At 71.7% G+C, this 23,959-nt stretch carries 21 protein-coding genes; 5 read left to right on the top strand and 16 right to left on the bottom strand.

Annotation, left to right across the window (positions count from 1 at the left end; genetic code table 11):
- Positions 1 to 116 precede the first annotated feature (116 nt).
- The 10 genes from ACFVH5_RS11275 to ACFVH5_RS11230 all read right to left on the bottom strand — a co-directional run bounded on the left by ACFVH5_RS11275 (position 117) and on the right by ACFVH5_RS11230 (position 12,405).
- Complete coding sequence (locus ACFVH5_RS11275; RefSeq protein ID WP_385833287.1) at positions 117 to 1,451, bottom strand: ABC transporter substrate-binding protein; 1,335 nt, start codon at positions 1,449 to 1,451, stop codon at positions 117 to 119.
- 268 nt (positions 1,452 to 1,719) lie between these two features.
- Complete coding sequence (locus ACFVH5_RS11270) at positions 1,720 to 2,733, bottom strand: LacI family DNA-binding transcriptional regulator (protein ID WP_385833286.1); 1,014 nt, start codon at positions 2,731 to 2,733, stop codon at positions 1,720 to 1,722.
- A gap of 437 nt (positions 2,734 to 3,170) precedes the next feature.
- Positions 3,171 to 3,788, bottom strand: a complete 618-nt coding sequence (locus tag ACFVH5_RS11265; protein WP_385833285.1) for a hypothetical protein — start codon at positions 3,786 to 3,788, stop codon at positions 3,171 to 3,173.
- Positions 3,789 to 4,006: 218 nt separating this feature from the next.
- Positions 4,007 to 5,896 carry a DUF2264 domain-containing protein gene (locus ACFVH5_RS11260; protein ID WP_385833296.1) on the bottom strand — a complete coding sequence of 630 codons (1,890 nt, stop codon included), beginning with the start codon at positions 5,894 to 5,896 and terminating at the stop codon, positions 4,007 to 4,009.
- A gap of 2 nt (positions 5,897 to 5,898) precedes the next feature.
- Positions 5,899 to 6,930, bottom strand: a complete 1,032-nt coding sequence (locus ACFVH5_RS11255) for a hydroxyacid dehydrogenase (RefSeq protein ID WP_385833283.1) — start codon at positions 6,928 to 6,930, stop codon at positions 5,899 to 5,901.
- Positions 6,927 to 7,790, bottom strand: a complete 864-nt coding sequence (locus tag ACFVH5_RS11250; protein WP_385833282.1) for a carbohydrate ABC transporter permease — start codon at positions 7,788 to 7,790, stop codon at positions 6,927 to 6,929. Before ACFVH5_RS11250 ends, ACFVH5_RS11255 begins: the two co-directional genes overlap by 4 nt.
- Entirely contained in the window at positions 7,787 to 8,773 is a 987-nt protein-coding gene (locus ACFVH5_RS11245) for a carbohydrate ABC transporter permease (protein ID WP_384806802.1), read from the bottom strand. The genes ACFVH5_RS11250 and ACFVH5_RS11245 overlap by 4 nt, the downstream gene beginning before the upstream one ends.
- 26 nt (positions 8,774 to 8,799) lie before the next feature.
- Positions 8,800 to 10,131 (bottom strand): ABC transporter substrate-binding protein, encoded by a 1,332-nt coding sequence (locus tag ACFVH5_RS11240; RefSeq protein ID WP_385833281.1) that lies wholly within the window; start codon positions 10,129 to 10,131, stop codon positions 8,800 to 8,802.
- Between the two features lie 142 nt (positions 10,132 to 10,273).
- On the bottom strand, positions 10,274 to 11,395 hold the full coding sequence (locus tag ACFVH5_RS11235; RefSeq protein ID WP_385833280.1) for a substrate-binding domain-containing protein: 1,122 nt from the start codon (positions 11,393 to 11,395) through the stop codon (positions 10,274 to 10,276).
- 32 nt (positions 11,396 to 11,427) lie between these two features.
- Positions 11,428 to 12,405 (bottom strand): NADP-dependent oxidoreductase, encoded by a 978-nt coding sequence (locus tag ACFVH5_RS11230; protein ID WP_385833278.1) that lies wholly within the window; start codon positions 12,403 to 12,405, stop codon positions 11,428 to 11,430.
- A gap of 104 nt (positions 12,406 to 12,509) precedes the next feature.
- On the opposite strand from ACFVH5_RS11230, the gene ACFVH5_RS11225 reads away from it, so the two are divergent.
- Positions 12,510 to 13,082: a TetR/AcrR family transcriptional regulator gene (locus ACFVH5_RS11225; protein WP_385833277.1), complete on the top strand. Its 573-nt coding sequence runs from the start codon at positions 12,510 to 12,512 to the stop codon at positions 13,080 to 13,082.
- A 113-nt stretch (positions 13,083 to 13,195) separates the two neighbouring features.
- Here the strand turns inward: ACFVH5_RS11225 and ACFVH5_RS11220 are convergent, their stop codons facing one another.
- From ACFVH5_RS11220 to ACFVH5_RS11210, 3 genes are all read right to left on the bottom strand, one after another.
- Entirely contained in the window at positions 13,196 to 13,402 is a 207-nt protein-coding gene (locus tag ACFVH5_RS11220; RefSeq protein ID WP_385833295.1) for a hypothetical protein, read from the bottom strand.
- A gap of 85 nt (positions 13,403 to 13,487) precedes the next feature.
- On the bottom strand, positions 13,488 to 15,068 hold the full coding sequence (locus ACFVH5_RS11215) for a mucoidy inhibitor MuiA family protein (RefSeq protein ID WP_385833276.1): 1,581 nt from the start codon (positions 15,066 to 15,068) through the stop codon (positions 13,488 to 13,490).
- 8 nt (positions 15,069 to 15,076) lie between these two features.
- Positions 15,077 to 17,206, bottom strand: a complete 2,130-nt coding sequence (locus ACFVH5_RS11210; RefSeq protein ID WP_385833275.1) for a DUF4139 domain-containing protein — start codon at positions 17,204 to 17,206, stop codon at positions 15,077 to 15,079.
- 276 nt (positions 17,207 to 17,482) lie between these two features.
- Between ACFVH5_RS11210 and ACFVH5_RS11205 the strand changes: the two genes are divergently transcribed.
- On the top strand, positions 17,483 to 18,142 hold the full coding sequence (locus tag ACFVH5_RS11205; protein ID WP_385833274.1) for a lysophospholipid acyltransferase family protein: 660 nt from the start codon (positions 17,483 to 17,485) through the stop codon (positions 18,140 to 18,142).
- On the opposite strand, the gene ACFVH5_RS11200 is transcribed toward ACFVH5_RS11205, so the two are convergent.
- Positions 18,132 to 18,491 carry a hypothetical protein gene (locus tag ACFVH5_RS11200; protein ID WP_385833273.1) on the bottom strand — a complete coding sequence of 120 codons (360 nt, stop codon included), beginning with the start codon at positions 18,489 to 18,491 and terminating at the stop codon, positions 18,132 to 18,134. The genes ACFVH5_RS11205 and ACFVH5_RS11200 overlap by 11 nt on opposite strands.
- Positions 18,492 to 18,773: 282 nt before the next feature.
- Here ACFVH5_RS11200 and ACFVH5_RS11195 point away from each other — a divergent pair, with 282 nt between their 5' ends.
- Positions 18,774 to 19,313, top strand: a complete 540-nt coding sequence (locus ACFVH5_RS11195) for an EF-hand domain-containing protein (protein ID WP_107017104.1) — start codon at positions 18,774 to 18,776, stop codon at positions 19,311 to 19,313.
- A 195-nt stretch (positions 19,314 to 19,508) separates the two neighbouring features.
- Here ACFVH5_RS11195 and ACFVH5_RS11190 read toward each other — a convergent pair whose 3' ends face one another.
- Positions 19,509 to 21,389, bottom strand: a complete 1,881-nt coding sequence (locus ACFVH5_RS11190) for an RICIN domain-containing protein (RefSeq protein WP_385833272.1) — start codon at positions 21,387 to 21,389, stop codon at positions 19,509 to 19,511.
- 249 nt (positions 21,390 to 21,638) lie between these two features.
- On the opposite strand from ACFVH5_RS11190, the gene ACFVH5_RS11185 reads away from it, so the two are divergent.
- Complete coding sequence (locus ACFVH5_RS11185; protein ID WP_385833270.1) at positions 21,639 to 22,283, top strand: TetR/AcrR family transcriptional regulator; 645 nt, start codon at positions 21,639 to 21,641, stop codon at positions 22,281 to 22,283.
- A 131-nt stretch (positions 22,284 to 22,414) separates the two neighbouring features.
- Here ACFVH5_RS11185 and ACFVH5_RS11180 read toward each other — a convergent pair whose 3' ends face one another.
- Positions 22,415 to 22,993 carry a TetR/AcrR family transcriptional regulator gene (locus ACFVH5_RS11180; protein ID WP_385833269.1) on the bottom strand — a complete coding sequence of 193 codons (579 nt, stop codon included), beginning with the start codon at positions 22,991 to 22,993 and terminating at the stop codon, positions 22,415 to 22,417.
- An 84-nt stretch (positions 22,994 to 23,077) separates the two neighbouring features.
- On the opposite strand from ACFVH5_RS11180, the gene ACFVH5_RS11175 reads away from it, so the two are divergent.
- The gene (locus ACFVH5_RS11175) at positions 23,078 to 23,959 is read left to right on the top strand and encodes an SDR family oxidoreductase (protein ID WP_385833268.1); all 882 of its coding nucleotides are present in this window, start codon (positions 23,078 to 23,080) and stop codon (positions 23,957 to 23,959) included.

Genomic DNA, 23,959 nt, shown 5'->3' with positions numbered 1-23,959 from the left:
GCCGTGTGGGGGGGTGGGTGCGCGCGGGGGGCCCCCGTGTTGGTGAACGCGGGCGGCGGCCCTTCGGTGGTGTCACCACTCGCGTCGTGCGGGTAGCGAGATCGGTCATGTCGTGCTCACTTGCCTGCCGTGACCGGGATCGCCTGGTCCTTCATCGATTTCACCGCGGCGTTCTGGGCCGCCGACAGCGCGTCGCTGAGGGTGCCGTCACCGGCCGCGGCCTTCGCCATCGCGTCCTGGAGCGCGAGGTTCACCGTCTTCTGGGTGGGGCCCCAGGTGAAACTGGTGTCGATGTTCTTGGACGAGTCCGCGAAGATGTCGAAGATCTTCTCGTTGTTGTAGTACGGCACGCCCTTGGACAGCGCCGGCAGTTGCAGCCCGGCGTTGGCGGCCGGGTAGAGGCCGCCCAGCTTGTTCTCCAGCGCCAGCGCCTCGGGGTCGGTGTTCAGCCAGGTGTTGAACTCGACCGACTCGTAGAGGTGCTTGCCGCCCTTCATGAACGCGACGGTCGAGCCGCCCCAGTCACCGGACGCGCCGTTCGTGCCCCACGTCGGCATGGGAACGATGCTCCACTTGCCGGCCTGCTTGGGCAGGTTGTCGCGGAACATGCTGTAGCCCCAGGCCGCGCCGACATAGCTGGCGATCTGGTCCTTCTGGTACGCGGCGTACATCTGCGTGGAACCGTTGGCCAGGTCCGTGCGCACGAGCTTGTCGGAGATCAGCTTCTGCCAGTACTCGGCGACCTGCTTGCTCTGCTCGGACTCGACGGTCACATGCCACTTGTCGCCGGAGTAGCCGTACATCTTGGCCTGGTTCTGCCAGATGAGTCCGTTGAACCACTCGGCGTTGTTGGGGTCGAAGAACGTGATGTCCAGGTCCGGGTCGGCCTTGTGCAGCTTCTGGGCTGCCGCCGCGTACTCGTCCCACGTCCTGGGGACGGCGACACCGTGCTTCTTGAAGATGTCACTGCGTACGTAGAGGGCCATCGGCCCGGTGTCCTGCGGCAGGGCGAACACGCCGGTGTTCCCGAAACTGGTCTGCGACCAGGTCCAGGGCACGAACTTCGACTTGGCCTTGGCGGCGGCCGAGCAGTCGGAGGCGTCCACGAAGGCGTTCTGCGTGCGCAGGTTGGGCAACTGGTCGTAGCCGACCTGGGCGAGATCCGGCGCCTTGTCGGCCTTGAGGGCGTTGCCGAGGGTGCCGTACTGGTCGTTCGAGATGTTCTTCGTCTCGACGTGGATGTCCGGGTTCTTCTTGTTCCACAGGGCGACGACGTCGTCCATGCCCGGAACCGTGTTCCAGTACTGGAGTGTCACCTTGCCCTTCGCGGGCTCGCAGGAAGCCGCGGAGGAACTGCCCGACGAGTCGGACGACGAGCATCCGGCGAGTACGAGGACACCGGCGGCCGCGGCGACGACGGTGAGGCGGATGCGCGTGACTGTGCTGCTCATATTTTCCGTTCCAGACAACGGCTAGCGACGGTGCTAGGCGGCTCGATGCTGATCCCTCGGGCGGACTGCCCTCCGGGTGGAAAGGACGGGACGCAACGCTTTCCAGGTACTTGTGAGCGGTCCCGTGAACGCTCACGGGAGCGTTCACGGGGAAGCTCGGAGTAACGTCGCGAGGTGCAATGCGGAAGTGGTCGGAAGTCTGCGCTTCGGCGCGGTTCAATGTCAAGACATTCGGGTCTCGCGCGTTACCGGTGTGTTAAGCGGACGGTCACGCGGACCCGCTGAGCCGCAGCTCGGCGTGTACGACCAGGTCGGTGATCGCGAGCGGGGGCGGCTCGGACAGCAGCCGTGCGACCTGCTCGATGGCCAGCGCGCCCAGCCGTCGGGTGTCGAGGGCGACGCTGCTGAGCGGCGGCTCCACGAGTGCGCCGAGCTGCAGCCCGTCGAAGCCGATGACCGCCAGATCCTGCGGGACGCTCCTGCCGATCCTGCGGGCTTCCCGGAGGGCACCGATCGCGATGATGTCGTTGAACGTGAAGACCCCGGTGACATCGGGATGCGCGGAGAGCAGCTCCTTGAGCGCCGAGCCGCCGCCGTCCGCCGTCTGGTCCGCGCCCACCACCGCGCCCGGGTCGATCCCGTGTGCCGCGGCGGCCGCCGTGAACCACGTGTGCCGGATGCTCGGCTCGGCCCGCGTGTGATGGTCGAGCATGCCGATCCGGGTGTGCCCCTTCGCGACGAGGTGCGCGACGGCGGCGTGGACGCCCTCCCGGCCGTCGATCCGGATCGAGCTGAACCGGGTGGACCTGGCCTCGCGGCCGATGAGCACCACCGGCATGCCGCGCGTGAACGCCTCCAGTTCGCTCTCGGGACAGCTGAAGTAGCCGATCACCGCGTCCACCTGCGAACTGATCACCTGGAGTGTGCCGCGCTCCTCCTCCGCGCGGTCGGCGGTGTCGTACACGACGACATGCCAGCCGCGGGTTCGGGCGGCCTCCAGGGCGGCGGCGGCGACCTCGGTGAAGAACGGGTTGAGCAGATCGGGGATGACCAGGCCGATGGTCATGGTGTCCTGGCGGACGAGGCCCCGGGCGAACCGGCTGGGCCGGTAGCCGAGGACGCGGGCGGCGTCCAGGACGCGTTGTTTGGTGTCGCCGTCGATCTCGTCCTTGTCGTTGAGTGCGCGTGACACGGTCTGCCGGGACACTCCGGCGGACCTGGCGACGTCGTTGATCGTGACTTTCCGGGGCTCTGCCCGCTCTGCCCCCGGTGTCGACACCATCGCCTACCTCCTGCTTCTCGCGTCCGCGGGTGCGTGCGCGCGTCCTGAGTATGCCGGTTGCTTGCGCGGGCGTGCAGACGGGTCGGGGGGTGGTTGCGCCGTTCCCCGCGCCCCTTCAGGGCGAAAGGCAGGGGGTGGGGCTGGCTTCTTGGTTTTCGGGTGCGGGCCGGTGGGGGTGGTCCGCGCAGTTCCCCGCGCCCCTTAGGGGCGGGAGGTGGGGGCGGCGTTTTTTTGGCGGCGGCCTCGGGGACGAAAGACCGGGGCGCAGCCCCGTCTTTCAGGGGCGCGGGGAACTGCGTGGGTCAGCCCCACCGGGGCGCGGACGGGCAGGGGGCGGTCGCGGCCGGGGGCGCAGCCCTGGTTTTCAGGGGCGCGGGGAACTGCGCGGCCAGCCCCCACCGGGGCGCAGACGGGTGGACAGCGGTCGCGGTTGGGGGTCAGTTCCACAGAGGCGGGGTGAACAGCTCGTTGAAGTGTGTGCCCTCCGCCCAGCGGGTGAGCGCGGAGCCGTCCAGGAGCCGGGTGTCCCCCTGGCGCTGGGCCCACCGGATGTCCCGTTCCCTGAAAGCCCCCCGGTGCACGACCAGTTGAAGGAGCGGCCCGTCCGCGTGACGGCGGGTGCGAGGGTCGGGCAGCGCCTCGTCCGGCAGCGGCTCCGCCACCGGCCGGAACGCCACGTCGAGCTGCCGACCCGCCGAGTCCCGCGCGTACAACCGCGGCCGGTCCGGCGCAGGCAGCAGCCGCACCCGCCAGCCGTCCCGCCGCAGCATCCGCGCGACGGCCAACGCCAGCCCCTGCACGTCCAGTTCGCGTAACTCGTCCGCGGAGTAGCGCCCGCGCAGACGGCGTGCGTCCGGCCGTCGGCGCCGGATCTCCACCGCCACGACGAGGGCCGGCACGGAGACGCCGACGACCGGCACGACCGGCCCGCCCACGCGATACCCCATCGCCAGCGCGGCGACCACCGCGCACACGACCACGACCGCACCGGCGAGGCCGGGCAGGACGTCACGGAACCTGGGCCCGTAGAGCCCCTGGTCCCGCAGCCGTCGCACGGTGTGCCGCCTGCGGGCGAAGGATGATCGGGGCGGACCGGACGTCCACGACAGGCGTGCCACAGTGCCAGTCCCCCCAACGCCGCAAGAGCCATCCTTGGGGAGAGGAATACCCAGCGTGCGGCCTCATGCCCCCGAAGGCGGAGGGAATCCGGCCACGCACCCCGGCGCACGGGAGCACCGGCCGGTGCACACGGCGACCCAGCTCCTCCCGGACGTCACCCGTGCGTCACCCGGACCGGCTCGAACGACACCCGCGTACGTACGCCGTCGTCCGCCCAGACCACCTCGACCCCTGCGTCGTGGGCCACCACCTGTGTGACCGCCTCCGCGAGCGGGCCGGGTCCCGGTTCACCGGTGAGGGCGGCCAGGGACACGTGCACGGACGTGCCGCCCGTCTCGCCGACCAGGCGGGGCAGTTGCGCCCACGGCACGTACGCGGTGCCCTGCGGCGCCCGTACCGTCTCCGGCTCGGGACTCCAGCCGTGCAGACCGTGCAGCGCCGAGACCAGCGGCTCCTGCGGCCCGGTCGCCCACCCGGTGTGGGTGATACGCGCCCCCGGAGGCGCTCCCACCACGCGGTGCACCCGCAGTTCGTACGGCCCCCGCACCACCGTCACGCTCTCCACCCGCAGCCCCGGAACCATCGGCGGGCCGCCTGTGAAGACGGGCCGGTGCCACGACGCCGCCCAGCCCCAGCCGTCGCCGTGTCCCGCGCCGAGCGGGTGGATCCGGCGGCGCACACTGCGTCGGCCGCCGACCTCCACCGACAGATGGTTGTCGGCGATGTTCCCGGACGCGGTCGGGCCGGTCCGGGTCGAGTAGGCCTGCCGGCCGTAGTGCGGGTCGTCCCCGTCGGCCGACTCCGCCTCGTGCGGCCGCACATGGTCACTGCCGTGATTGTGCAGCCGTACGATCCCGTCCTCGCGTGTCGCCTGTACGAGCAGTCCGGGCGCGGCCAGGGCCAGCACGCGGTCGGACTCCTCCACCGGCGCGGCCTCCTCCGTCGCGGTCCACAGCGGATGGTCGGCGGGCGCGAGGAGGGAGACGAACGCCTTCGACGCCCAGTAGGGCGACGCCGGTCCGGAGTACGTCTGGAGGGTGGCGTCGTGCGGCCCGTACCAGCCGAGGCTCAGCAGACCGTCCTCGGTCAGCGCCCCGCGGTCGAGGAAGTGCCGCAGGCTTCCGCTGACCAGGCGGCGCGAGGCGCCGGGCGTCAGCGGCGTGTGCCCGGTCAGGGAACCCAGGCCGACGGCGGCGGACGCGGCGAAGCGGTAGGCGAGCGACCGGCCGAAATGCAGCGGCGCCCCGTCCGCGCCGAACATCAGCCCGAAGCCGTCCAGGTGCTCGCGCAGCCGTTCGCCGTACCGCGCGAGGAGCGCCGCGTCGCCGCCGAGATGGGCGTCGAGGACCGGGTACAGGTGCAGCGCCCAGCCGTTGTAGTGGTCGAAGGCGCGCCCGTCCCCGTCGGCGTACCAGCCCTCGCCCCGGTACCAGCCCTCCATCAGCTCCAGCGCCCGCTGCCGTACCGCGGTCGTCTCGGCGTCGCCGCGTCCCACGGACTCCAGGAAACCGGCGACCGTGTACGGGAAGAGGTACCAGTTGTTCGGCGCGGGCACGTGCCGCAGCGATCCGCGCAGCCACTCCTCGACCCGGTCCTGGACACCTGCGTCGAGATGCTTCCAGAGCCAGGGAGCCGTCAGCCGCAGACCGAGGGCGACCGACGCCGACTCGACCATGGGCTGGCCCTGGACGTCGTGGTCGAGGATCAGCGGCCAGGACTCGGTGTCGTCGCGCCCCGGGGTGAGGGTGCCCGAGGCCAGGCCCTCGGCGTAGCGTTCCAGCCAGCCGTGCGGGTCCTCGCCACCGGCGCCCGTGACCCGGAAGCCGGCCGCGAGGAACGTCCGGGCGAAGCCCTCCAGACCGTCGGAGCGCACCCCCGAACGCGAGGGCCGTCCCGGCAGGTCGAGCAGGGCCCGGCCCGGTGTGCTCCAGCGCCACGCGGCTGCCAGCAGACCGTCCGCGACGGCCTCCCAGTGGGCACGGGTGTAACCGGTGTACGGGCTCGACGCACGGTCCTCAGGGGGGAGTTCGAAGGGGATGCGGATGCTCATGCCAGGAACGCCAGCCTTTCGCGTCGTACGGGATGGAGGAAGCCGGTGCCGGACGCCCACCGGGCGGTCTCGGCGAGCGCGAGGTCGGCCAGGCGCCGCCACTCGTTGCCCTGGGAACCCGCCAGATGAGGGGTGATCAGCACGTTCTCGCAGTCCCACAGGGGGTGGTCCGGCGGCAGCACCTCGGGGTCGGTGACGTCGAGCACGGCCCGGATCCGGCCCGCCAGGACGGCGTCGGTGAGCGCCTCCTGGTCGATGACGGCCCCGCGGGAGGTGTTGATGAGCATGGCCCCGGCCGGCATCGCGTCGATCAGGGCGCGGCCGACCAGACCCCGGGTGGTGGGCAGCAGCGGGGTGTGCACGCTGACGGTGTCGCAGCGGGCGAACAGCTCCGCCAACTCCACCCGCTCCACGGCGAGTTCGGCGGCGTCCGCGTCACTCACGTACGGGTCGTGGAGCAGCACCCCGATGTCGTGCGGACGCAGCAGCTCGACGACCCGGCGGCCGATCAGTGACGCGGAGAGGATGCCGACGGTGCTGCGGTAGTTGCCGATGGTGTGCGGGGTGCGCAGCCAGTCGTCCCTCCTCCGCGACGCCGTGAAGTCGCGGGCGCGCTCCAGGATCTGTTTGCCGGCGAGGAGGATCATGGCGAGGGTGTACTCGGCGACCGGCAGGGCGTTGGCCGCGGCGGCGGAGGACACCTCGATGCCGCGCTCCCAGCAGGCGTCCGTGACATGCGCGCGCACGCTGCCCGCCGTGTGCACCACGGCCCGCAGCCGGGGCGCCGCACGCAGCACCTCCTCGTCCAGGGCCGGGCAGCCCCAGCCGGTGATCAGCAGGTCGACGTCGGCCAGCAGCGACTTCGCCCGTGGCGTCGACAGATCGTCCAGCACCGGGGGAGGAGCGAGGTCGCAGACGCGGCGGAAGGCGTCGAGCGACGCGCTGTCGAGGACGGCCGCGGCGGCGTCCTGGGACATGGCCAGGGCGGCACGGGGCCGGAAACCCGGTCCGGGGAGGTGCGAGGTCACTTGACGGCTCCGGCGGTCAGCCCGCTGCGCCAGAACCGCTGGAGCAGGACGAAGGCGAGGATGAGGGGCAGCACGGCGAGCAACGATCCCATGATCACCACCGGGTAGTACTCGGGCGACACGGACGCCGAGCTGTTCCACTGGTACAGGCCGAGGCTGACGGGATACAGGTCCTGGTCGGACAGCATCACCATGGGCAGGAAGAAGTTGTTCCAGATCGCCGTCAGCTGGAACAGGAAGACGGTGACGAGGCCGGGACCGAGCATCCGCAGACTCACCCTTACGTAGGTGGTCAGTTCGCCGGCCCCGTCCACCCGCGCGGCCTCCAGCACCTCGTCGGGCACGTAACCCCGGCTGAAGATACGGCCGAGATAGACGCCGAAGGGATTGAACAGCACCGGGACGAACACGGCCCAGAAGGTGTTGACCAACCCCGCCTCGGAGGCCATCAGGTACAGCGGCAGCGCGAGGACCGTCTGCGGCACCATGACCGCCGCGAGGACCAGGCCGAACAGCTTCTCCTTGTGCTGGAAGCGGTACTTGTCGAAGGCGTACCCGCAGGCCACGCTCAGCAGCGCGCCGATCGCGGCGCCGAGGACCGCGTACAGCAGGCTGTTGAGGTACCAGCGGCCGTACAGCCCGCCGTCCATCGCGAACAGGTCCTGCAGATTGCGCACGGGGGAGAAGCCGCTCACGGACAGCAGGTCGCTGCTGAACAGGGCGTCCCGGTCCTTGGCCGCGGCCAGCACCAGCCACAGCACGGGCAGCAGGGTGTAGAGGACGGAGACCGCCACGACCACGTTGACCGTGGCCCGCCCCAGCAGACGAGGGCGCAGGAAGGAACTGTCGGTGGTGCTCATCGGGCCTCCTCGGCGTCGGCACGGCTGGTGAAGCGGGTGACGCCGTAGGACAGCGCGATCGTGCACACCAGCAGGACCACCGAGGCGGCTGCCGCCAGGCTGTAGTTGTTGCGGGTGAAGGCCGCGTCGTAGATGTACATGCTCGGCGAGAAGCGGGAGCTGATCATCGGCGAGGACTGGCTGAGCAGCATCGGCTCGGTGAAGAGCTGGAGTGCCCAGATCAGGGTGAAGATCGCCACCATGACGATCGAGGCCCGTACCAGCGGTGTCTTGACCTGGAGCGCCGTGCGCACGGGTCCCGCGCCGTCGACCACGGAGGCCTCGATCACCTCACGGGGCACGGCCTGCAGGGCGGCGTAGAAGACCACCATGTTGTAGCCGAGGTTGCTCCACAGGGCGATGTTCACGATGGACGGGATGACGGCGTGGATGCCGAGGAAGTCGATCGTGATGTCGGCGCGGGCGAAGAGGTCGATGATCGGGCTGATGCCCGGGGTGTACAGGTACAGCCAGATCAGTGCGGCGATGATGCCGGGCACGGCGTGCGGGAGGAAGAGGCCCAGTTGCGCGAAGGCGCGCAGCCGCACCACCCCGGAGTCCAGCAGCAGGGCCAGGACCAGCGCGCCGACGACCATGAGCGGGATGTAGATCAGGCAGTAGAGCGCGACCGTGCCGAGCCCGCCGAGGAAGGTGGGGTCGGTCAGGACGGCCGCGTAACTGCGCAGTCCGACGAAGACGGTGTTCTCGGGGCCGAAGCCGAGCCCCGGCTGGTCGTCGCTGTAGAAGCTGAGGTAGACGGCCGTGCCGACGGGGATCAGGAAGACGGTCGTCAGCAGGACGAAGAACGGCCCCATGAGGACGGCGACCGCGCCGAACCGGCGGCGGCCGGCGGTCCGGCGGGCGCGCCGGCCGGAGTCGGAGAGGGCCGGACCGCCGACGCGGGACGCGTCGGTCGGCACCCGGGGCTGAGCGGTGGTGGTCATGCGGTGTCACCTGCCTTCTCGCCGGCTCAGGTGGAGCGCTGGGTGGTGGACAGGCCCAGGGCCTTGAGGTCGGGCATGGTGCCCTCCTGCGCACTGCGCAGGGACTCGGCCAGCGATCCCTGGCCGCCGCCGACGCGGGCGAAGGAGTCCTGCATGACCCGCTGGGTGGCGCTCATCCGAGGCCCCCACAGCCAGCCGTCGCCGATCTTCGCCGCCTCCTGCTCGTACAGGCGGTAGATGTCCTGCCCGCCGTAGTACGACCGGTCGAAGGCCTTGCGGCCCACGGAGACCAGGCCGGGGGCGGCCGGGTACTGACTGCTGTTCCCGCTGGAGAGACGGGCGCGCAGGGCGTCGGGGTGGGAGACCTGCCACTCGATGAACTCCATCGCGGCCTCGGGTCTGCGGCTGTCCTTGGTGATGGCGAACGTCGATCCGCCGTGGGTGCCGACGGAGGGGCTGCCGGTGTCCCACTGGGGGAGCGGGGCGATCCGCCACTGGCCCTTCTGTCCGGGCCGCGCGTTCATCTGCGCGCCGGCGTCCCAGGCGCCGCTGAGCCGGGTGAGGACCAGCCCGTTGCCGATCTGCGCGTCGGACTGGCGGCTCTCGACGGCGTTCACGAACACGTCGTCGCGGTCGATGAGCCGCTGCCAGTACTCCGCGACGCGCCGGGAGGGAGCGTCGGCCAGGGAGACGTTCCAGGCGCCCTTCGAGGTGTCGAACCACTGGGCGCCGGCCTGCCAGGCGTAGGCCGCGAACTGCGTCATCCCGTCCGTGGGGAACAGCGCGAGCCGCCGTTCGGGCGCCTTGCGGCGCACGGTGCGGGCCTGCTCCGCGAACTCGTCCCAGGTGCGCGCCACTTGGAGGCCGTACCGGTCGAACAGGTCGGTGCGGTAGTGCATCACCATGGGCTCGACGTCCAGCGGAACGCTGAACACCCGCTTCTCGAAGGTGGTCTGGGCGAGCGCCTGCGGCAGCAGTTTTCGGCGCAGGGAGTCACTGACGAGGTCGGTGATGTCCCGGGCGACCCCGTCGATGGCGAACCCCGGCACCTGCGGATACTCGATGGTCGCGATGTCGGGCGCGTTGCCCGCCCGGGCGGCGTTGCTCAGCTTGGCGTAGCCGCCCTGCCCGCCGGAGGGGATCTGCTGGAAGTCGACCTGCACGCTCGTGTGCGTGCGGTTGAAGGCGTCGACCACTTCCTGGCTGCCGCGCAGGGCGGACCAGAAGGTGATGCGTGTGGTGCGGCCCGTGCCGGCCGACGAGGCTCCGTTCCCTCCGCTGCAGGCGCCCAGGGCTCCTGTCAGCGGTACGGCGGCCATCGCGGCGAGCACGGAACGACGATCGGGTCGTCCGGGCATGGCGCCTCCCGCGGCTCCTGCGTGTCCGCGTCCCTGCGGACACGACTGTTCGGGACACGGGAATACTCAACGCTGCCGACCCAAACGGTCAATAGAGCGATCAGAAGAAAAACAAACGCTCAAACGCTCACTCGTCCGAGGTTCACTGATCCGAGGTGCCGGCCTCGTCCGTACGGTCCGTGCCGTCCGCCCGCCGTGTCGAGCCGCGCACCATCAGCCGCGGCAGCAACTCGACGCGGCGCGCGGGTTGTCGCCCGCCTTCCCTGAGGCGTTGCGTCAACAGTTCGGCGGCGGCCCGGCCCACCTGCGCCTTGGGCGGGGACACCGCGGTCAGGGGGGACGTGCCCAGCGCGGCCACCACGTCGTCGTACGCCACGACCGAACAGTCCTCGGGCACCCGCACCCCGTCGTCCGCCAGCCGCTGCACGACCATCAGCGCGTCCACGTCACTGTGCAGCACCACCGCGGTGGCCCGCACCCGGCGCAGCAGCCGCGGCAGATCCGCCGTCTCGTCCGCGGTGTACGGGCCCTCGCGCCCCGCCTGCTCGGAGATCAGCGCCCACGCCCACTCCTCCAGCAGCGGATGGGTCCCGGCGATGCTCGTGAAGGCGGCCCGCAGCGTACGTGCCGTAGGACTGTCCTCGCGGGTCGCGAACACCATCCGCCGATGGCCGAGGCCCACCAGGTGTTCCACGGCGAGGTGCGCGCCGTACCAGTGGTCCGAGCAGACCGAGTCCAGGGTGTGCGCCACGCTGCCCTGTCGCGGCCGGCGTTCCATCAGCACCGTGGGCACCTCCAGCGCGGCCAGCCAGCCGTGGTCGGCCAGCTCCGTCGCCAGGGTGTGCCAGCGGGGCGCGAGCAGCAGACCGCGGGCCCCGTCGGCCAGCGCCCGCTCCACCAACGGCCTTTCGGCACCGGCGACCTGAGGGGCGATGTGCAGGGCCATGCGCATCCCCGCCTCCTCCAGCGCGGTGCGGGCGCCGTGCAGGGTCTCGGTCAGGTACGAGTGCCGCTCCGGCACCACGACGGCCACCCGGTCGCCGTGGGCCAGGTCGTTCGCGGGGATCTCCTGCGCGGGCAGCGTCGAACGGACGACACCGTGTCCGCGGCGCAGCCTGCCCTCACGCGTCAGCTCCTCCACGTCCCGGCGCACCGTCACCACCGACACCTGCAACTCGTCGGCGAGGTCCCGGACCCGCGCGGCCCCGCGGGCCTGGACCGCCGCGAGAATGCGCTGACGCCTGCGATCGACCGGCTCCCGCACTGTGCTCCACCCCGAATGTTCGTTTGAGCGATTCAGGCCATCATAACGATCGGCTCGGGATGCCGTTGCGCAAGCCCCGTGAGATCGAGGACGGTCTTCCCACGGTGAGGTCCCGCCGCCACCGCCGCGTGCGCCTCCGCCGCCCGGTCGGCCGGGAACACCGCCTGGACCGGTACGCGGAACCGCCCCCGCGCCGCCCGCTCCGCGGCCAACGCCAGCCCGTGACACCCGTCCGGCTGGCCCCCGTACCGGCCGAGCGAGAGCCGCACCCCGCGTTCGGGACCCGTGAAGTCCGCGAGCGTGACCACGGAGCCCGGGCTGCCGGTGAGCGCGACGAGTTCCTCCAGCGAGCCTTTCCCGGCCACGTCGAGGGCACGGTCGACCTGCGGGCCGCCGAGGGCGCGGACCCGTTCGGCCAGGCCGGGGCCGTACGTGACCGGTGTCGCGCCGAGCGAGGTCAGAAAAGCGTGGCTGCCGGGGCGGCCCGTCCCGAGCACGCGCGCCCCTCGCGCCACCGCCAACTGGACGGCGATGCTGCCGACGCCGCCCGACGCCCCGTCGATCAGGAGTGTCGTGTCCTGTTCCTCGGTGAGGCCGAGCAGGTCCAGGGCCCGGGTCGCCGTCTCGACACCCGTCGCCGCGGCGCCCGCCTCGTACCAGGACCAGGCGTCCGGCTTCGCCGCCCAGAACGCGAGCACCGCGAACTGCGCGCTTGCTCCGCCGAGCCGGGCTACGTCCACCGCTCCGAACACCTCGTCGCCGACCGCGTGGCCCGTGACGCCCGGACCGACCTCGTCGATCACCCCGGCCGCGTCCACCCCGGGGACGTGCGGCAGAGTGAGACCCGCCCGCGAGGGCGAGTCACCGGCCCGCAGCGCGAGGTCGACCGGAGACACTCCCGCCGTGCGGACGGCGATCCGTATCTCGCCGGGACCCGCGTGCGGCTCGGGCACGGATCCGACGCCGAGTACCTCCGGGAGACCGAACCGCTCGAACCGTACCGCTCGCATGACGCACCTTCCCCGCCCGGACCGTCCGGACGTCGGCACACGGTAGACATGCGGGTGGAACAGGTGATCCGGATCAGGTCGAAGTGAGAGGCGCGGCAAGCACAGTGACTCGGAAAACACGCACGGACGCGGAACTCAACCGCCTCCGCATCCTCTCGGTCGCCCGCGCCTCCTTCGCCTCCGAAGGACTCGACCTGCCGATGCGGGAGATCGCCCGCCGGGTCGGCCTGGGCATCGCCACCGTGCACCGGCACTTCCCCTCACGCGCCGACCTGGTCACCGCGGCGCTCGCCGAGCACGTCGCGGCCTGCCGCGCGGACATGCGGGCCGCCCTCGACGATCCCGACCCGTGGCGGGCGCTCAGCGGCGTCGTCCGCCGCTTCGCCGAGCACCGGCTGCGGGACCGGGGGCTGAACGAGGCCCTGTTCGGCTCCCATCCGGCGGCGGCGGCCTTCGCCGCCGACCGCCGCGAGCAGGCACGCGCGCTGGGCCGCCTCGTCGACCGGGCCCGCGCCGTCGGCGTCGTCCGGGACGACGTCGGCGTGGACGACGTGCGTATCTGCCTGGCGGCGATCGCCTCCTTCCGCCTCACCCGACCCGCCGTCGGCCTCCACCGCCTCGTCGACCTCCTCCTGACCGGCCTGACAGCGGACCGTCTCCCCGCGAGCAGCGAGTAGACCGCGCCCATGCGGCCCCGCCGGGCGTCGGCGGTTGATCCGGGCGGTGCGAGGGGAGTTGGCGCGGCAGGTCGAGGTACTGGCGGAGCAGGCTCATGACCCGGTCGGGAGCTCTACGCGGCGGGTGTCGACGTCATGCCGTTGATGGTCGCGGTGAGGATGCGGGCGAGGCGCGACTCGACCTCCAGGACGGCGTGGGCGAGGCGAGGATCGCTGCGGTAGAGCTCGGCGATCCCCGGACCCGGTGTCGCGATCTGCCAGAACGCGCCGGCGAGCGCGACGGCCGTGGCGATCACGTCGAGGGCGCTCTCGCGGTCCAGCAGGAGGGCCGCTCGGGAGCGGGAGCACGACGTCCCACTCGTTCCCGGGGCCCGGCCACCGCGAGAAGCCCCGTCACCGGCCCGTTCAGATGCCCGTCACCTTGCTGCTCGCCGAGATCTCGTACACCAGAGTCACCGTGCGGCGGCCGCCGGGAGGGACCGTGACGTTCCACCGGGCGATGCCCTCGGCGTCGAGCACGTCGGGGGCGGGGGAGCAGACTTCCGTACGTACGCGGATCTCGACTCCCGAGACCTCCGAGACGGGCACGCGTTCCCGGAGGACGACGACTCGCTCGTCGTGGTCTCCCGGGGCGGCGAAGTGGGACAGGTGCAGGCGCACCGTCCGGGTGACCACCGTGCGCTGGGACATTCCGGCCGAGGTACGGGACTCCTCGGTGTGCCGGACCACCCGGAAGTCGTCGGAGCTGCCGAAGGCCAGCTCGACGGGTGCCCCGGGGGCCGCGAACTCCAGCGTCCCGCGGCCGATGAAGCCGTTGTCGCGGACCAGGTCGACGGGGCCCGCGAGCAGTGCGTGCCCGGACCGGTTGTCGAACCGCACCACCTGTGTGACCAGTGGGGAGAGTTCGGGCGAGCAGCCGTACTCGGTGCCGGCCGCCGTGGTGAAGGCGGAGAGCGGGACCCGGTGGGCGCGCCCGTCGCCGGGGACGGACACCGGCGCGGGGGCGCCGAACACCCGTGTCTCACCGTCGTCGTCGAGGCCGGGGAGGCCGAGCGCCAAGGCCTGGCCGGGCGCCGGGGCCTGGCCGAGGTCCCCGATCTCCTCCTCCCTCAACTCGACGTCGACCGTGCGGCGTTCGGCCGACGAGCGGTCCCGGAGGGTCAACCTGTCCTGACCCAGGTACGGCGGCTCGGTGGCCGACGCGGAGCGGGCCGTCGACAGCGTCAGGCGTACGTTCGACCAGTCCTCGCCGGTCCGCTGCCAGACCATCGCATCCGTTTCGAGCGTCAGGGAGTCGCCGTCGAGTACGGCCCGGTAGGCGGGTCGCCACAGCGCACACGGCAGGAGGTGGCTCAGGCGCAACCCGACCGGCCCGGCGGTCTCGGCCTCCACGGTCAGCTCGACATGGCCGACCAGTTCGGTGGGCCCGTCCTCCGCGAGGTGCAGGGCGTGTCGCGCCTCGCGGAGTTCGACGCCGACCGCCGCCAACCTGCTCTCCGTGGAACGGAGTTGCTCGCCGTACGTGTCGCGTCCGGTGTCCGCGCGGTCCAGTTCACCGGTCCACCGGGACCGGTCGACGGCACCGGAGCCCGCGCTCCGGCCGATCTCCCTCAACAGGTCGGCGGCCAGCCGCTCCAGCAGATCGAGACGGACGAGGAGACGGTCGCGCACCCGGCCCAGGTCACGTTGCTCCTCCTCCAGGAGGTGCACACGCCGGCGCAGCGCCGAGTCGTGGGCGGGGGACGGCCGGGGGCCGCGCGGCTCCCAGGTGCGTACGATCCGCGCGTCGAGGACCGTGGCGGGGTGCTCGGTGGTCAGCTCGGCGTGGAGCGAGCGGTCGACGGCCAGCGCGCTGACCGGGCCGAGCCGCAGCCGCTGGACGCCGGGCCCGAGATCGAGGACGGCGCCGCGTTCGACGAGGGAGCGGTCCTCCAGACAGGTGACGGCGGTGACGGGCAGAGCGATCGGCTGCGCATCCGTGGACATGGGGTGTGTCAGCTCCTGCGGTTGCCGTCGACCAGGGCCTTGCCGGCCGGGATACGTATCTCGTAGCCGCCGTCGAGCGTGGCGGAGCCTCCGGCGGGAAGCTCCACCCGCCGGACGCGGGTGCCGGGGGCGAGGGTGTCGGGCCCGGCACCCTCCTCCGGGGTCGTCCAGTCCGCCCGTTCGTCGATGCGGATGTCAGGGTCGGAGGTGACCGGTACCCGCTCGCGGACCTCGACGGCGACGGGCCGTGCCAGCCGGTTGACCAGCTCCACGTGGACGCGGTGGTCGAGCACGGTGGTGGTGTTGCGCAGCCCCGAGGTCGACTCGCGCAGTTCCGTACGCCGAGTGACACGGATCGCCTCGGCCGGTCCGAGCCCCACCCGGCGCGTCCCGCCGGGAGCGAGCGTCGGGAGCGCCGTGGTCAGGAGGAATTCGTCGTCGACGGTGACCTCCACCGGTCCGGCCAGCAGCGCCTGATCGGTGGCGTTGGAGAGCACCAGTGTCGTGTAGACGGTCTCCTCCACGGACGGCACGCACAGGTACTCGGTCCGCAGACCGACCGGGATCTCGGTGATGGTCACCGTGTGCCAGGTGCCGTCCGACGGGATGTCGGTGCGCGCGTGCGCGTCGAAGCGGTGGTCGAAGGAGCCCGCCGATTCACGGGGCCGCACGGCGTGGCCGGGCAGCGGCAGCGATGCCACGGACTCGGCGTCACGGCGCCGCTCGGTCGCCACCGGGTCGAAGGACGAGTCCGGGAAGAGCAGTCCTCTGCGACCGGCCTGTTCCTCGGGACCCGCCAGGACGAGCGCGGCGTAGTCGAGTTCGGCGCCGCTGGGGTGCGGTGGGGCGGGCGGTGGGGCGGGCGGCATCGCAGAGCGCTGCATCGCACTGCTGGGGGCTACGGGTGCTGCGGGTGCCGCGAGGGCCGGCGGGCCGCCGGGGGCAGGGGGAGGCGGTGCGCCGTAGGCCGCCGGAGGCATGGGCGGCGCGGGAAAGTGGGGTGCCGGTGCCGCAGAACCGTATCCCTGCGGTGGCGGTGGCGGTCCTGGTGCCGGCGGTGGTGCGGTCACGGCCGTGGCATGGGCCCCGGTGTCGTACTCCGGAACGGCCCCGGCTGCCACGGGCGGCATCACGGCGGCCTTCCGCGCGGCGGCCGGACGGGTGCCACGGGCCGAGGTGCGCGGGGCCGCGGTGCGGGGCGCCGCGACGTCGTACCCGGTGAACAGGTCGGACAGCCCCGCGGGCGGCTCCCGCCAGCCGGACGGCGCGGGAGCGGGCTGACGACGGCCGATCCGGATCGAACGGAGCCTGGGCAGATCGGTGCGGCGGTGAAGGTCCGCGGTGGCCAGGGAGAGACGTACGGCGTTCCAGTCCTCGCCGGTTCGCTGGGCCACCGAAGCGCGCAGCACCAGCCGGCCGCTGCCGTCGCCCCGGCGGTGGTCCAGCCGGTAGGCCGGGATCCAGACGGCTCCGGGCACCTCGTACTCCAGCTCAAGGTCCACTTCGGGGTCCCGCTCCGCGGCCTGTCCTTCAGGTGTTCGGGCGAGGGTCACCAGGGCCGAGACCGTGGTCGACCCATGCGCCGGGGGAGCGTCGGTGGAGGAGCGGGCGAGGGCGTCCACCGCGACGCTCAGGTCGTGCTCGGCATGGAGCAGCGCTTCCTCCGACTCGTCGAGCCGGGCGTGCAGATCGGCCAGCCGCGCGTCCACGAAGTCGGACAGTTCCAGCCACGCGTCGACCGGAGTACGACGGGGCGGGTCGTCGCGCCTGCGGGCGGGCGGGATCGGACGGAGTCCTCGGACCTCCTCGACGAGACCCAGTTGCCGGTCCCGGCGCGTCCGCACTGCCGCACACTCCTCGTGCAGCCGCTCCACCTGGCGCTCCAACTCATGAGGCGCAGGACCGTCGTTGGGTACGGAGTCGACCTCGACCCGCGCCTCGACCACCCGCATCCCGGAGGCACCGACGACGCGGGCCGCCAGGGAGCCGGGGCCCAACGCCCGGGGCAGCCCGGTGATCCGCACCCTGCCGTCCGCCGGCACACCGCCCCGCGCGACGCGCCGACAGAGCGCGCCCTGTGCGTAGACCACGACCGAGTCGAGTGCCGAGTCCCAGATCTGCGTCGCCTCAGCCTTCAAGTGCTCCCCCTGGCGGTGTTCCTGGCTCTGTTCCCGGCTGTGTTCGTACGGTCGGCCGTGCCCGTAGGGCTGACAGCGTACGCCTGACGAGATACGCGTCTTGAGACGGCCGGTGAGCAGGTCGGCGCGTCAGCATGTGCGCAGGTGAGTACGGCGACGACGGACCTGATGAGTACGTCGACTCAGGGCTTCGGCCGGTCCCGGGACGATGATGAATTCCGTCGCTTCACCATCGATCGCTTCACCATCGATCCGCCGCCCGAACGCAGGAGTCGCGTGTTCAGTCGCCTAGCAGCCGCCGTCGTCCCCGCCTTCGGGCGACTGACGACCACCACCGACGTCACCGCCCTCCAGGCGCCGGCCGTCCTCGTCGCCAACCACACCTCGCCGGCGGACCCCGCCATCGTGCTGGCCGCCCTGCGCTCCATGGACATCGAACCGGTCGTCCTCGCCACCGCCGGACTGTGGCGCGTACCCGTCCTGAGGTACCTCCTGGACCGCGACGGCCATGTCCCCGTACACCGCCGTACCTCGCGGGCGGCGGACTCCCTGGACACCGCCGCGGCAGCGCTGGCCGCGGGCCGCCACGTCCTCATCTACGGCGAGGGGCGGCTTCCGCGCCGGACGGACGCCGCCGAGGCCGCGCCCGAATCGTTCCGCAGCGGCCCCGCGCGACTCTCCCTGGCCTCCGGCGCCCCCGTCGTTCCGATCGGTCAGGCCGGAGCGCGCCGGGTCGCGTCCGGCAGCCGTGCCAAGCACATCGCGGGCGTCCTGACGGCACCGGCCCGCCGCCCTCGCCTCCACGTCCACGTGGGCGCGCCGCTGCACCTGCCCGCCGGGATCGAGGCGGCGAACGCGGTCGCACACCAGGCCGTCGTGTCGGCCTGGCGCGTCGCGGCCGGACACCTGCTCGAACCGGCGGCTCTTACTTCCTGACCGATCCGCCCGTCTCGGCGAAAGTGCGTCGGAGCGGCCGGAGGGGCCGGCGCGGCTTTCGAACGGTCAACCGGGGCGACCGGTCCCATGCGTTCCGCGCTGTCGTGAGCGCCCGGCCGCGGTAGGTGCGGAGCTGACTGCGGGAGAGCGGGGCGCGTTCTCCCCCGCCCGTCATCATGGCGTTGACCGAAGCCATCGGGTCACCTCCGATCGCCCGTGAGGCGAGGGCTCCGACCACCAGGGGGAGGATCACGACCGCGAGCGCCGAACCGGTGGTGGCGGCGGTGCGGGTGGCGGCGGTGCGGGTGGCGGAGCGCAGGGGGCGGGCGGGCGGCATGTCCTTGGTCATGACGACAGTTCAGCAGCCGCCGCTCGGCAGGGCATCGGACGACCTACTCAGTCGACTCGGGCCGGAGTACTCACTCCAAGACGCTGAGGGAGTGGGCGAAGCCGACGGGCGGCGAACGGGTGAGCGTTCGGGCGCATGTGCCCGTGGGGCTGGTGACACGTTCCGCCCTACAGTTACCGCTGTCAGCCGTTTTGTAGGACTTTCAACGCTGCTTCGGCAATTGAGCGTTGCGAGGTTCGGCTTTCTGGTTCGGTTTCGGGTTCGTGGCTGGGGAGGCTGCTCATGGCCAGTGCGTTTCAGGAGCGCAAGCTCACGGAGATGTTCGCCGCATTCGACGCGGACGGCGACGGCCGCCTGCGCGAGGAGGACTTCAGGGCGCTCGTCGCACGCTGGAGCGAGCTGCCGGGTGTGGGCGCCGGGACGGAACTGCGCGCGCGGGTCGAGGCGCTGCTGATGGGCTGGTGGGCGGCGCTGCTGGAAGTCGGGGACACCGACGGCGACGGGGCGGTCGACCTGGGCGAACTGCTGCTGCTCGTCGACAGGTTGCCCGCCATGGTCGCCGATGTCACCGCGACCGCCGAGACCGTCTTCGACGCGGTGGACGCCGACGGCGACGGCCGTATCTCACCGGAGGAGCACCGCCACCTCGTCGAGACCTGGAACGGACGGTCCGTGAACATGACGGGCGTCTTCGAACTGCTCGACCTGAACGGTGACGGCTACCTCAGCCGCGAGGAGTTCGCGCTGCTGTGGCGCCAGTTCTGGATCAGCGACGATCCCGCAGAGCCGGGGAACCTGCTCTGCGGCCGCCTGGCCGCCTGACGCCTTCCCGAAGCTCGGGCGGTGGTTGCGGGAGCGGTTCGCTCATCTCCGCGACTGGACGGTAGGGCACGCCGACGAGATCCAGCGGCGGCAGCAGGACTACGACAGGCGCATCGCCTCCCCGGAGGGAGGCGATGCGCGCTGACCGGTGCGAGCGGACACCCATGTGCCTCGCCCGCTGTGCCAGTCGCTGGATCAGGACGTCAGGCGGAAGGACTGGGCCGCCGTGCCGGAGCAGGTCTGCTGGGAGAGCTTCGCGCCGTTGGCCGTGGACGATCCGTCGACGGCGAGGCACTTGTTGCTGTGCCGGGCCACGAAGCGGTACTGCCCTGAGGCCACCGACTCGGCACGCCACTGCTGGTTGGTGCCGCCCGTGTAGTCCCACAGATGGACTTTGACGCCGTCCGCGGTCGCGCCGGAGCCGCCGTCGACGTCCCAGGCCTTGTTGTTGTGCTGGTTGACGACCTGGTAGTAGCCGTCGCCCGTGGAGCGGAACTGCCACTTCTCGTTGGCGCCGTCACCGCACGACCACTGCTGGAGCAAGGTGCCGTTGGCGGTGCCCCAGTCGGTGGCGTCCAGGCAGGCCCCGCTGTTGGTGTTCGCCACCCGGTACCAGGCACTGGTGTCGATCGGACCGGTCGGTTCGCTCCCGGACGGGTTCCACACGAAGGTCGCGACCGCGCCGCCCGGCAGGGTGTAGGCCAGCGAGCGGCCGTTGTCGGTGAGGGAGAAGCGCTGCGTGCCGCCGGTGTTCACGACGTACGCGACGCGGGTGCCGTCCGGATTCTGGAAGGCGACGTTCTGGATACCGCCTCCCGGGCTGGTGGAGCCGATCCGGGTGGCGCCGACCTTGACGAACTTGCTGATGTGGCCGAGCGAGTAGTACTCCGCACCCCGGGTGACGTTGCCGTTCGCGATCTCCACCACACCGTTGCACCGGGTGCCGCACAGGCCCTGGTGCGGGCCGCCGCTCTGGTTGAGGGCGAGGTTCCAGGTCACCACGGTCTCGCCGCCGTTGCGCATGTTCTGCACGACGAGGTTCTCGGCCTGCCAGCGCAGGCTGTCGGCGAAGGTGTTGGCGGTGTTGTCGCTGTCGGTGCCGGAGCACTCGGTGAAGAAGACGCGCTTGCCGGTGCTCTGAACCTGCTGCTGGGCGGTGGGATTGCCGGCGTAGCAGTGGAAGGCGGCGCCGATGACCCGGTTGATCCCGTTCGTGCGGGAGAACACGTCGAGGGGATAGTTGGGGTGGTCCCAGTTGTGGTCGAAGGCGAGGAGGTTCGTCGGCAGCCCGGCCGCGGTCAGCCGCTGGTCCAGGACCCGGATGAAGTCGGCCTGCTGTGCCGAGCTCATCGACATCGAGGGGTAACTCGTCGGGTTCTCCGGCTCGTTCTGCACCGTGAGATCGGTGAGGGTGATGCCCTCCTGGCCGTACGCCTTGATCGCCTTGACCAGGTAGTCCGCGAAGTCGCCGTAGTTCTCGGTCCGCAGGCTCCCGCCGTTGAGCGAGTTGTTCGTCTTCATCCAGGCGGGCGGCGACCAGGGCGTCCCCATGAACCGGATGGACGGGTTGACGCCGAGGGCCTGCTTGACGACGGGGATGATCTCGGCTTTGTCGCGGTCGATGGAGAACTGCCCGCGGGTGTCCTCGTAGGAGTAGGGGCTGTTGGAGGCGTCGAAGTCGGTGCTGGCGAGCGGCTGGCGCAGGTACGACAGGCCGATTCCGTCGCCCGAGGTGGAGAACAGCGAGCGCATCAGCTCGTTGCGCCGGTCCGCCGGGAGCCCCTGTACGAGGCGCGCGGATGCCCCGGTGACCGAGGCGCCGGCGCCGGTGTAGCGCTGGCTGCGCTGGTTGCCGTCGATGCGTACGTCGGTGCCCTGCGGCGAGCTGTTGAAGGTGAGGGTGCCGTCGGAGCTGAGCTTGCGGGCCCCGTCCCCGGTGGTCACCCAGACCTGGGCGACCGGGTCGGCGGCGTGTGCGGTGCCGCCGCCCGTGAGCCCGAGCCCGGCGGCGAGGGCCAGGGTCAGGGCGGCGGCGACCCCTGCCCGTGGCGAGCGGATTCTTCGGAGATGTGACACGGGTGCGGCTCTCCTTCGGTCGGTGACACGTGGGGGACCCCGGCCGTCCCGCCGCGTGGTCAGGGAGGCGGCGAGCCGGCCGGGGTTCGAAGGGGTAGTGCACGCGTGCCGCCAGACCGGCGTGGCGAGGCGGAACGACGGCGCCATGAAAACACACTTACTAAACACTTAGTAAGTGGTCTGCATCACCCTGTGCGGAGCATGGGCAAGATCATTCCTGGGTCCGGCGACGGAGCGTATGGTGAGCGCGTGACTGACCAGTCGGTAGGCCGAGCCGCCCGGGGAGCCCGTGACAGGCCCCGCGTCCCCCGCAGTCCCGAAGCCCGACAGCGCCAGCAGGACATCCTGCACATCGCGATGGACACGTTCGCGGCGCGCGGCTACAACAACGCCTCCCTGGCGGAGATCGCGGAACGGGCGGGCCTCACCCAGGCCGGCGTCCTGCACTACTTCCGCTCCAAGTCGCTGCTGCTGACCAGCGTGCTCGAACTGCGCGACGACACGGACATCGAGCAACTCGGCACCGAGCGTCCGCAAGGACTGCGGTTCCTGCACCACCTCGTCGAGACCGCCCGGCGCAACGCCGAACGCGAGGGCATCGTCCGGCTCTACGCCGTGCTCTCCGCGGAGTCCGTCACCGACGACCACCCGGTCCAGGGCTACTTCCGCAGCCGCTACGCCGGTCTGCGCGGCTTCGTCGCCGACGCCCTCACCGAGACGTGCCGGCTGGGTGACGGCGAGGCGGACGCGGAGCGCGCGCTGATCGCGGCCAACGCGATCATCGCCGTCATGGACGGCCTCCAGATCCAATGGCTCCTCGACCCGGCGGCGGTCGACATGGCCGCTTCGACGGAACTGGTCATCGACGGGGTCCTCGCCCGGCTGACGCCGTAACCGTTCACGGCGCTGGGCCGAGGGGTCCCGCGGCCGTCGAGAACACGGCCGGGGCGGCAGACGCGTACCGGGTGACGGAACCTGAGTGTCGGAAGCCGGGTGTTGGAACCCGTGTGTCGGGCCCGCCCGGTTCAGCCCAGCGTCGCGCTCGCCGCACGCAGTTCGTCGAGCGCTTTCAAGGTGTGTCCCGCCAGTTCGTCCTCGGCGTCACGGTCGCCCTCGGACCATGCGGCGAACCCCCGCTTGAAGGCCAGCATGCCCAGCTCGCCCGCCAGGGCCGCCGTCGGGCCCGGGACGCCGCGGGCGGTCAGGGCCGCCGCCATCGCGGCCGCGAGGCTGACGCTCTTGAGGACATCACGTTCCTGCAGTTCGGTGCTGGCGGCGACGGCCGCCTTCAGTCGTGGGGCCAGCTCGCGGTTCATGGGCCCCATCGCGCCCGAGGCCCGCTCAAGTCCGGCGGCGACCGCCTCCAGCGGGCTGGCCGTACCGGGTGCCTCGGTGATGCCCTCGGTCAGCAGTCGGCTCAGCGTCTCCTGCCCGGCGACCAGCAGCTCGCGCTTGTCGGGGAAGTGCCGGAAGAACGTGCTCTTGGTGACTCCGGCGCGCTCGGCGATCTGCGCGACCGTCGTGGCGTCGTATCCCTGCTCGATGAACAGATCGACGGCCGCCATGACGAGGCGTTCGCGTGCGCCCGGTTCCCATCGACCCATGTGCCGATCATACGTGACGGGACTCTTGTCCCATCACCCTGTACAGTGACGGGACAAGAGTCCCATCACTTTCGGGAGAGTTCCATGCGTGTTTTCGTCACCGGCGGCACCGGCCTGATCGGTACCGCGGTCGTCGCCCAACTGCTCGATAACGGCCACACCGTCCTTGCGCTCGCCCGCTCCGACGCGTCGGCGCGGGCCGCCGAGGCAGCCGGCGCCGAGCCGCTTCGGGGCGGTCTCGCCGACCTGGACGTCCTGCGGACCGGCGTCGCCCGGACCGACGGAGTGATCCACCTGGCGTTCCGCAACGACTTCAGCAGTCCCGAAGCCCTCGCCGCCGCGGTCGCCGAGGAGACCACCGCTCTGACCACCCTCGGCGAGGAACTCACGGGCAGCGACCGCCCCCTCGTCACCGTCTCCGGTACGCCGTGGGTGCCGGGCCGTGCCTCCACCGAGGCCGACCCGTTGCCGACCGACGGCCCGGTGGGTGGCCGCGGTCGCACGGTCATGGCGATCCTGGACCTGGCCGCACGAGGGGTACGCAGCACGGCCGTACGTCTGCCTCGCACGGTGCACCACCAAGGCGCGGGCGGGTTCGCCGGACTGCTGACCGAGACCGCGCGCCGGACCGGGGTGTCCGGCTACCCGGGCGACGGCACCCAGCGGTGGCCGGCGGTGCACGCACTCGACGCGGCCACCCTCTTCCGGCTCGCTCTGGAGCGGGGACCGGCCGGATCCGCGTGGCACGCCGTGGCCGACGAAGGCGACCGGGTGCGCGACATCGCCGCGGTCATCGGCCGGCGGCTCGGCCTGCCGGTGGAGCCGGTACCGCAGGAGACGTACGGTCCGCTCGGCCCGATCTTCGCGACCGACCAGCCCTCCTCCAGCGCCCGTACCCGGCAGGCACTCGGCTGGGAACCGAAGCACCCGGCCCTCCTCCAGGACCTGGAGAACATCCAGCCCTGA

The organism is Streptomyces sp. NPDC127119, assembly GCF_042677425.1.
GTDB lineage: Bacteria > Actinomycetota > Actinomycetes > Streptomycetales > Streptomycetaceae > Streptomyces.
The sequence above is the reverse complement of the archived record's forward strand: the minus strand, read 5'-3'. Positions and strand labels throughout refer to the sequence as shown.

Coding starts and splice junctions, on each gene's coding strand:
- ACFVH5_RS11240 (WP_385833281.1), bottom strand. CDS start 10,131: ATGCCCGGACGACCCGATCGTCGTTCCGTGCTCGCCGCGATGGCCGCC.
- ACFVH5_RS11175 (WP_385833268.1), top strand. CDS start 23,078: ATGCGTGTTTTCGTCACCGGCGGCACCGGCCTGATCGGTACCGCGGTC.
- ACFVH5_RS11250 (WP_385833282.1), bottom strand. CDS start 7,790: ATGAGCACCACCGACAGTTCCTTCCTGCGCCCTCGTCTGCTGGGGCGG.
- ACFVH5_RS11195 (WP_107017104.1), top strand. CDS start 18,774: ATGGCCAGTGCGTTTCAGGAGCGCAAGCTCACGGAGATGTTCGCCGCA.
- ACFVH5_RS11270 (WP_385833286.1), bottom strand. CDS start 2,733: ATGGTGTCGACACCGGGGGCAGAGCGGGCAGAGCCCCGGAAAGTCACG.
- ACFVH5_RS11245 (WP_384806802.1), bottom strand. CDS start 8,773: ATGACCACCACCGCTCAGCCCCGGGTGCCGACCGACGCGTCCCGCGTC.
- ACFVH5_RS11275 (WP_385833287.1), bottom strand. CDS start 1,451: ATGAGCAGCACAGTCACGCGCATCCGCCTCACCGTCGTCGCCGCGGCC.
- ACFVH5_RS11215 (WP_385833276.1), bottom strand. CDS start 15,068: ATGTCCACGGATGCGCAGCCGATCGCTCTGCCCGTCACCGCCGTCACC.
- ACFVH5_RS11200 (WP_385833273.1), bottom strand. CDS start 18,491: ATGACCAAGGACATGCCGCCCGCCCGCCCCCTGCGCTCCGCCACCCGC.
- ACFVH5_RS11180 (WP_385833269.1), bottom strand. CDS start 22,993: ATGGGTCGATGGGAACCGGGCGCACGCGAACGCCTCGTCATGGCGGCC.
- ACFVH5_RS11230 (WP_385833278.1), bottom strand. CDS start 12,405: ATGCGAGCGGTACGGTTCGAGCGGTTCGGTCTCCCGGAGGTACTCGGC.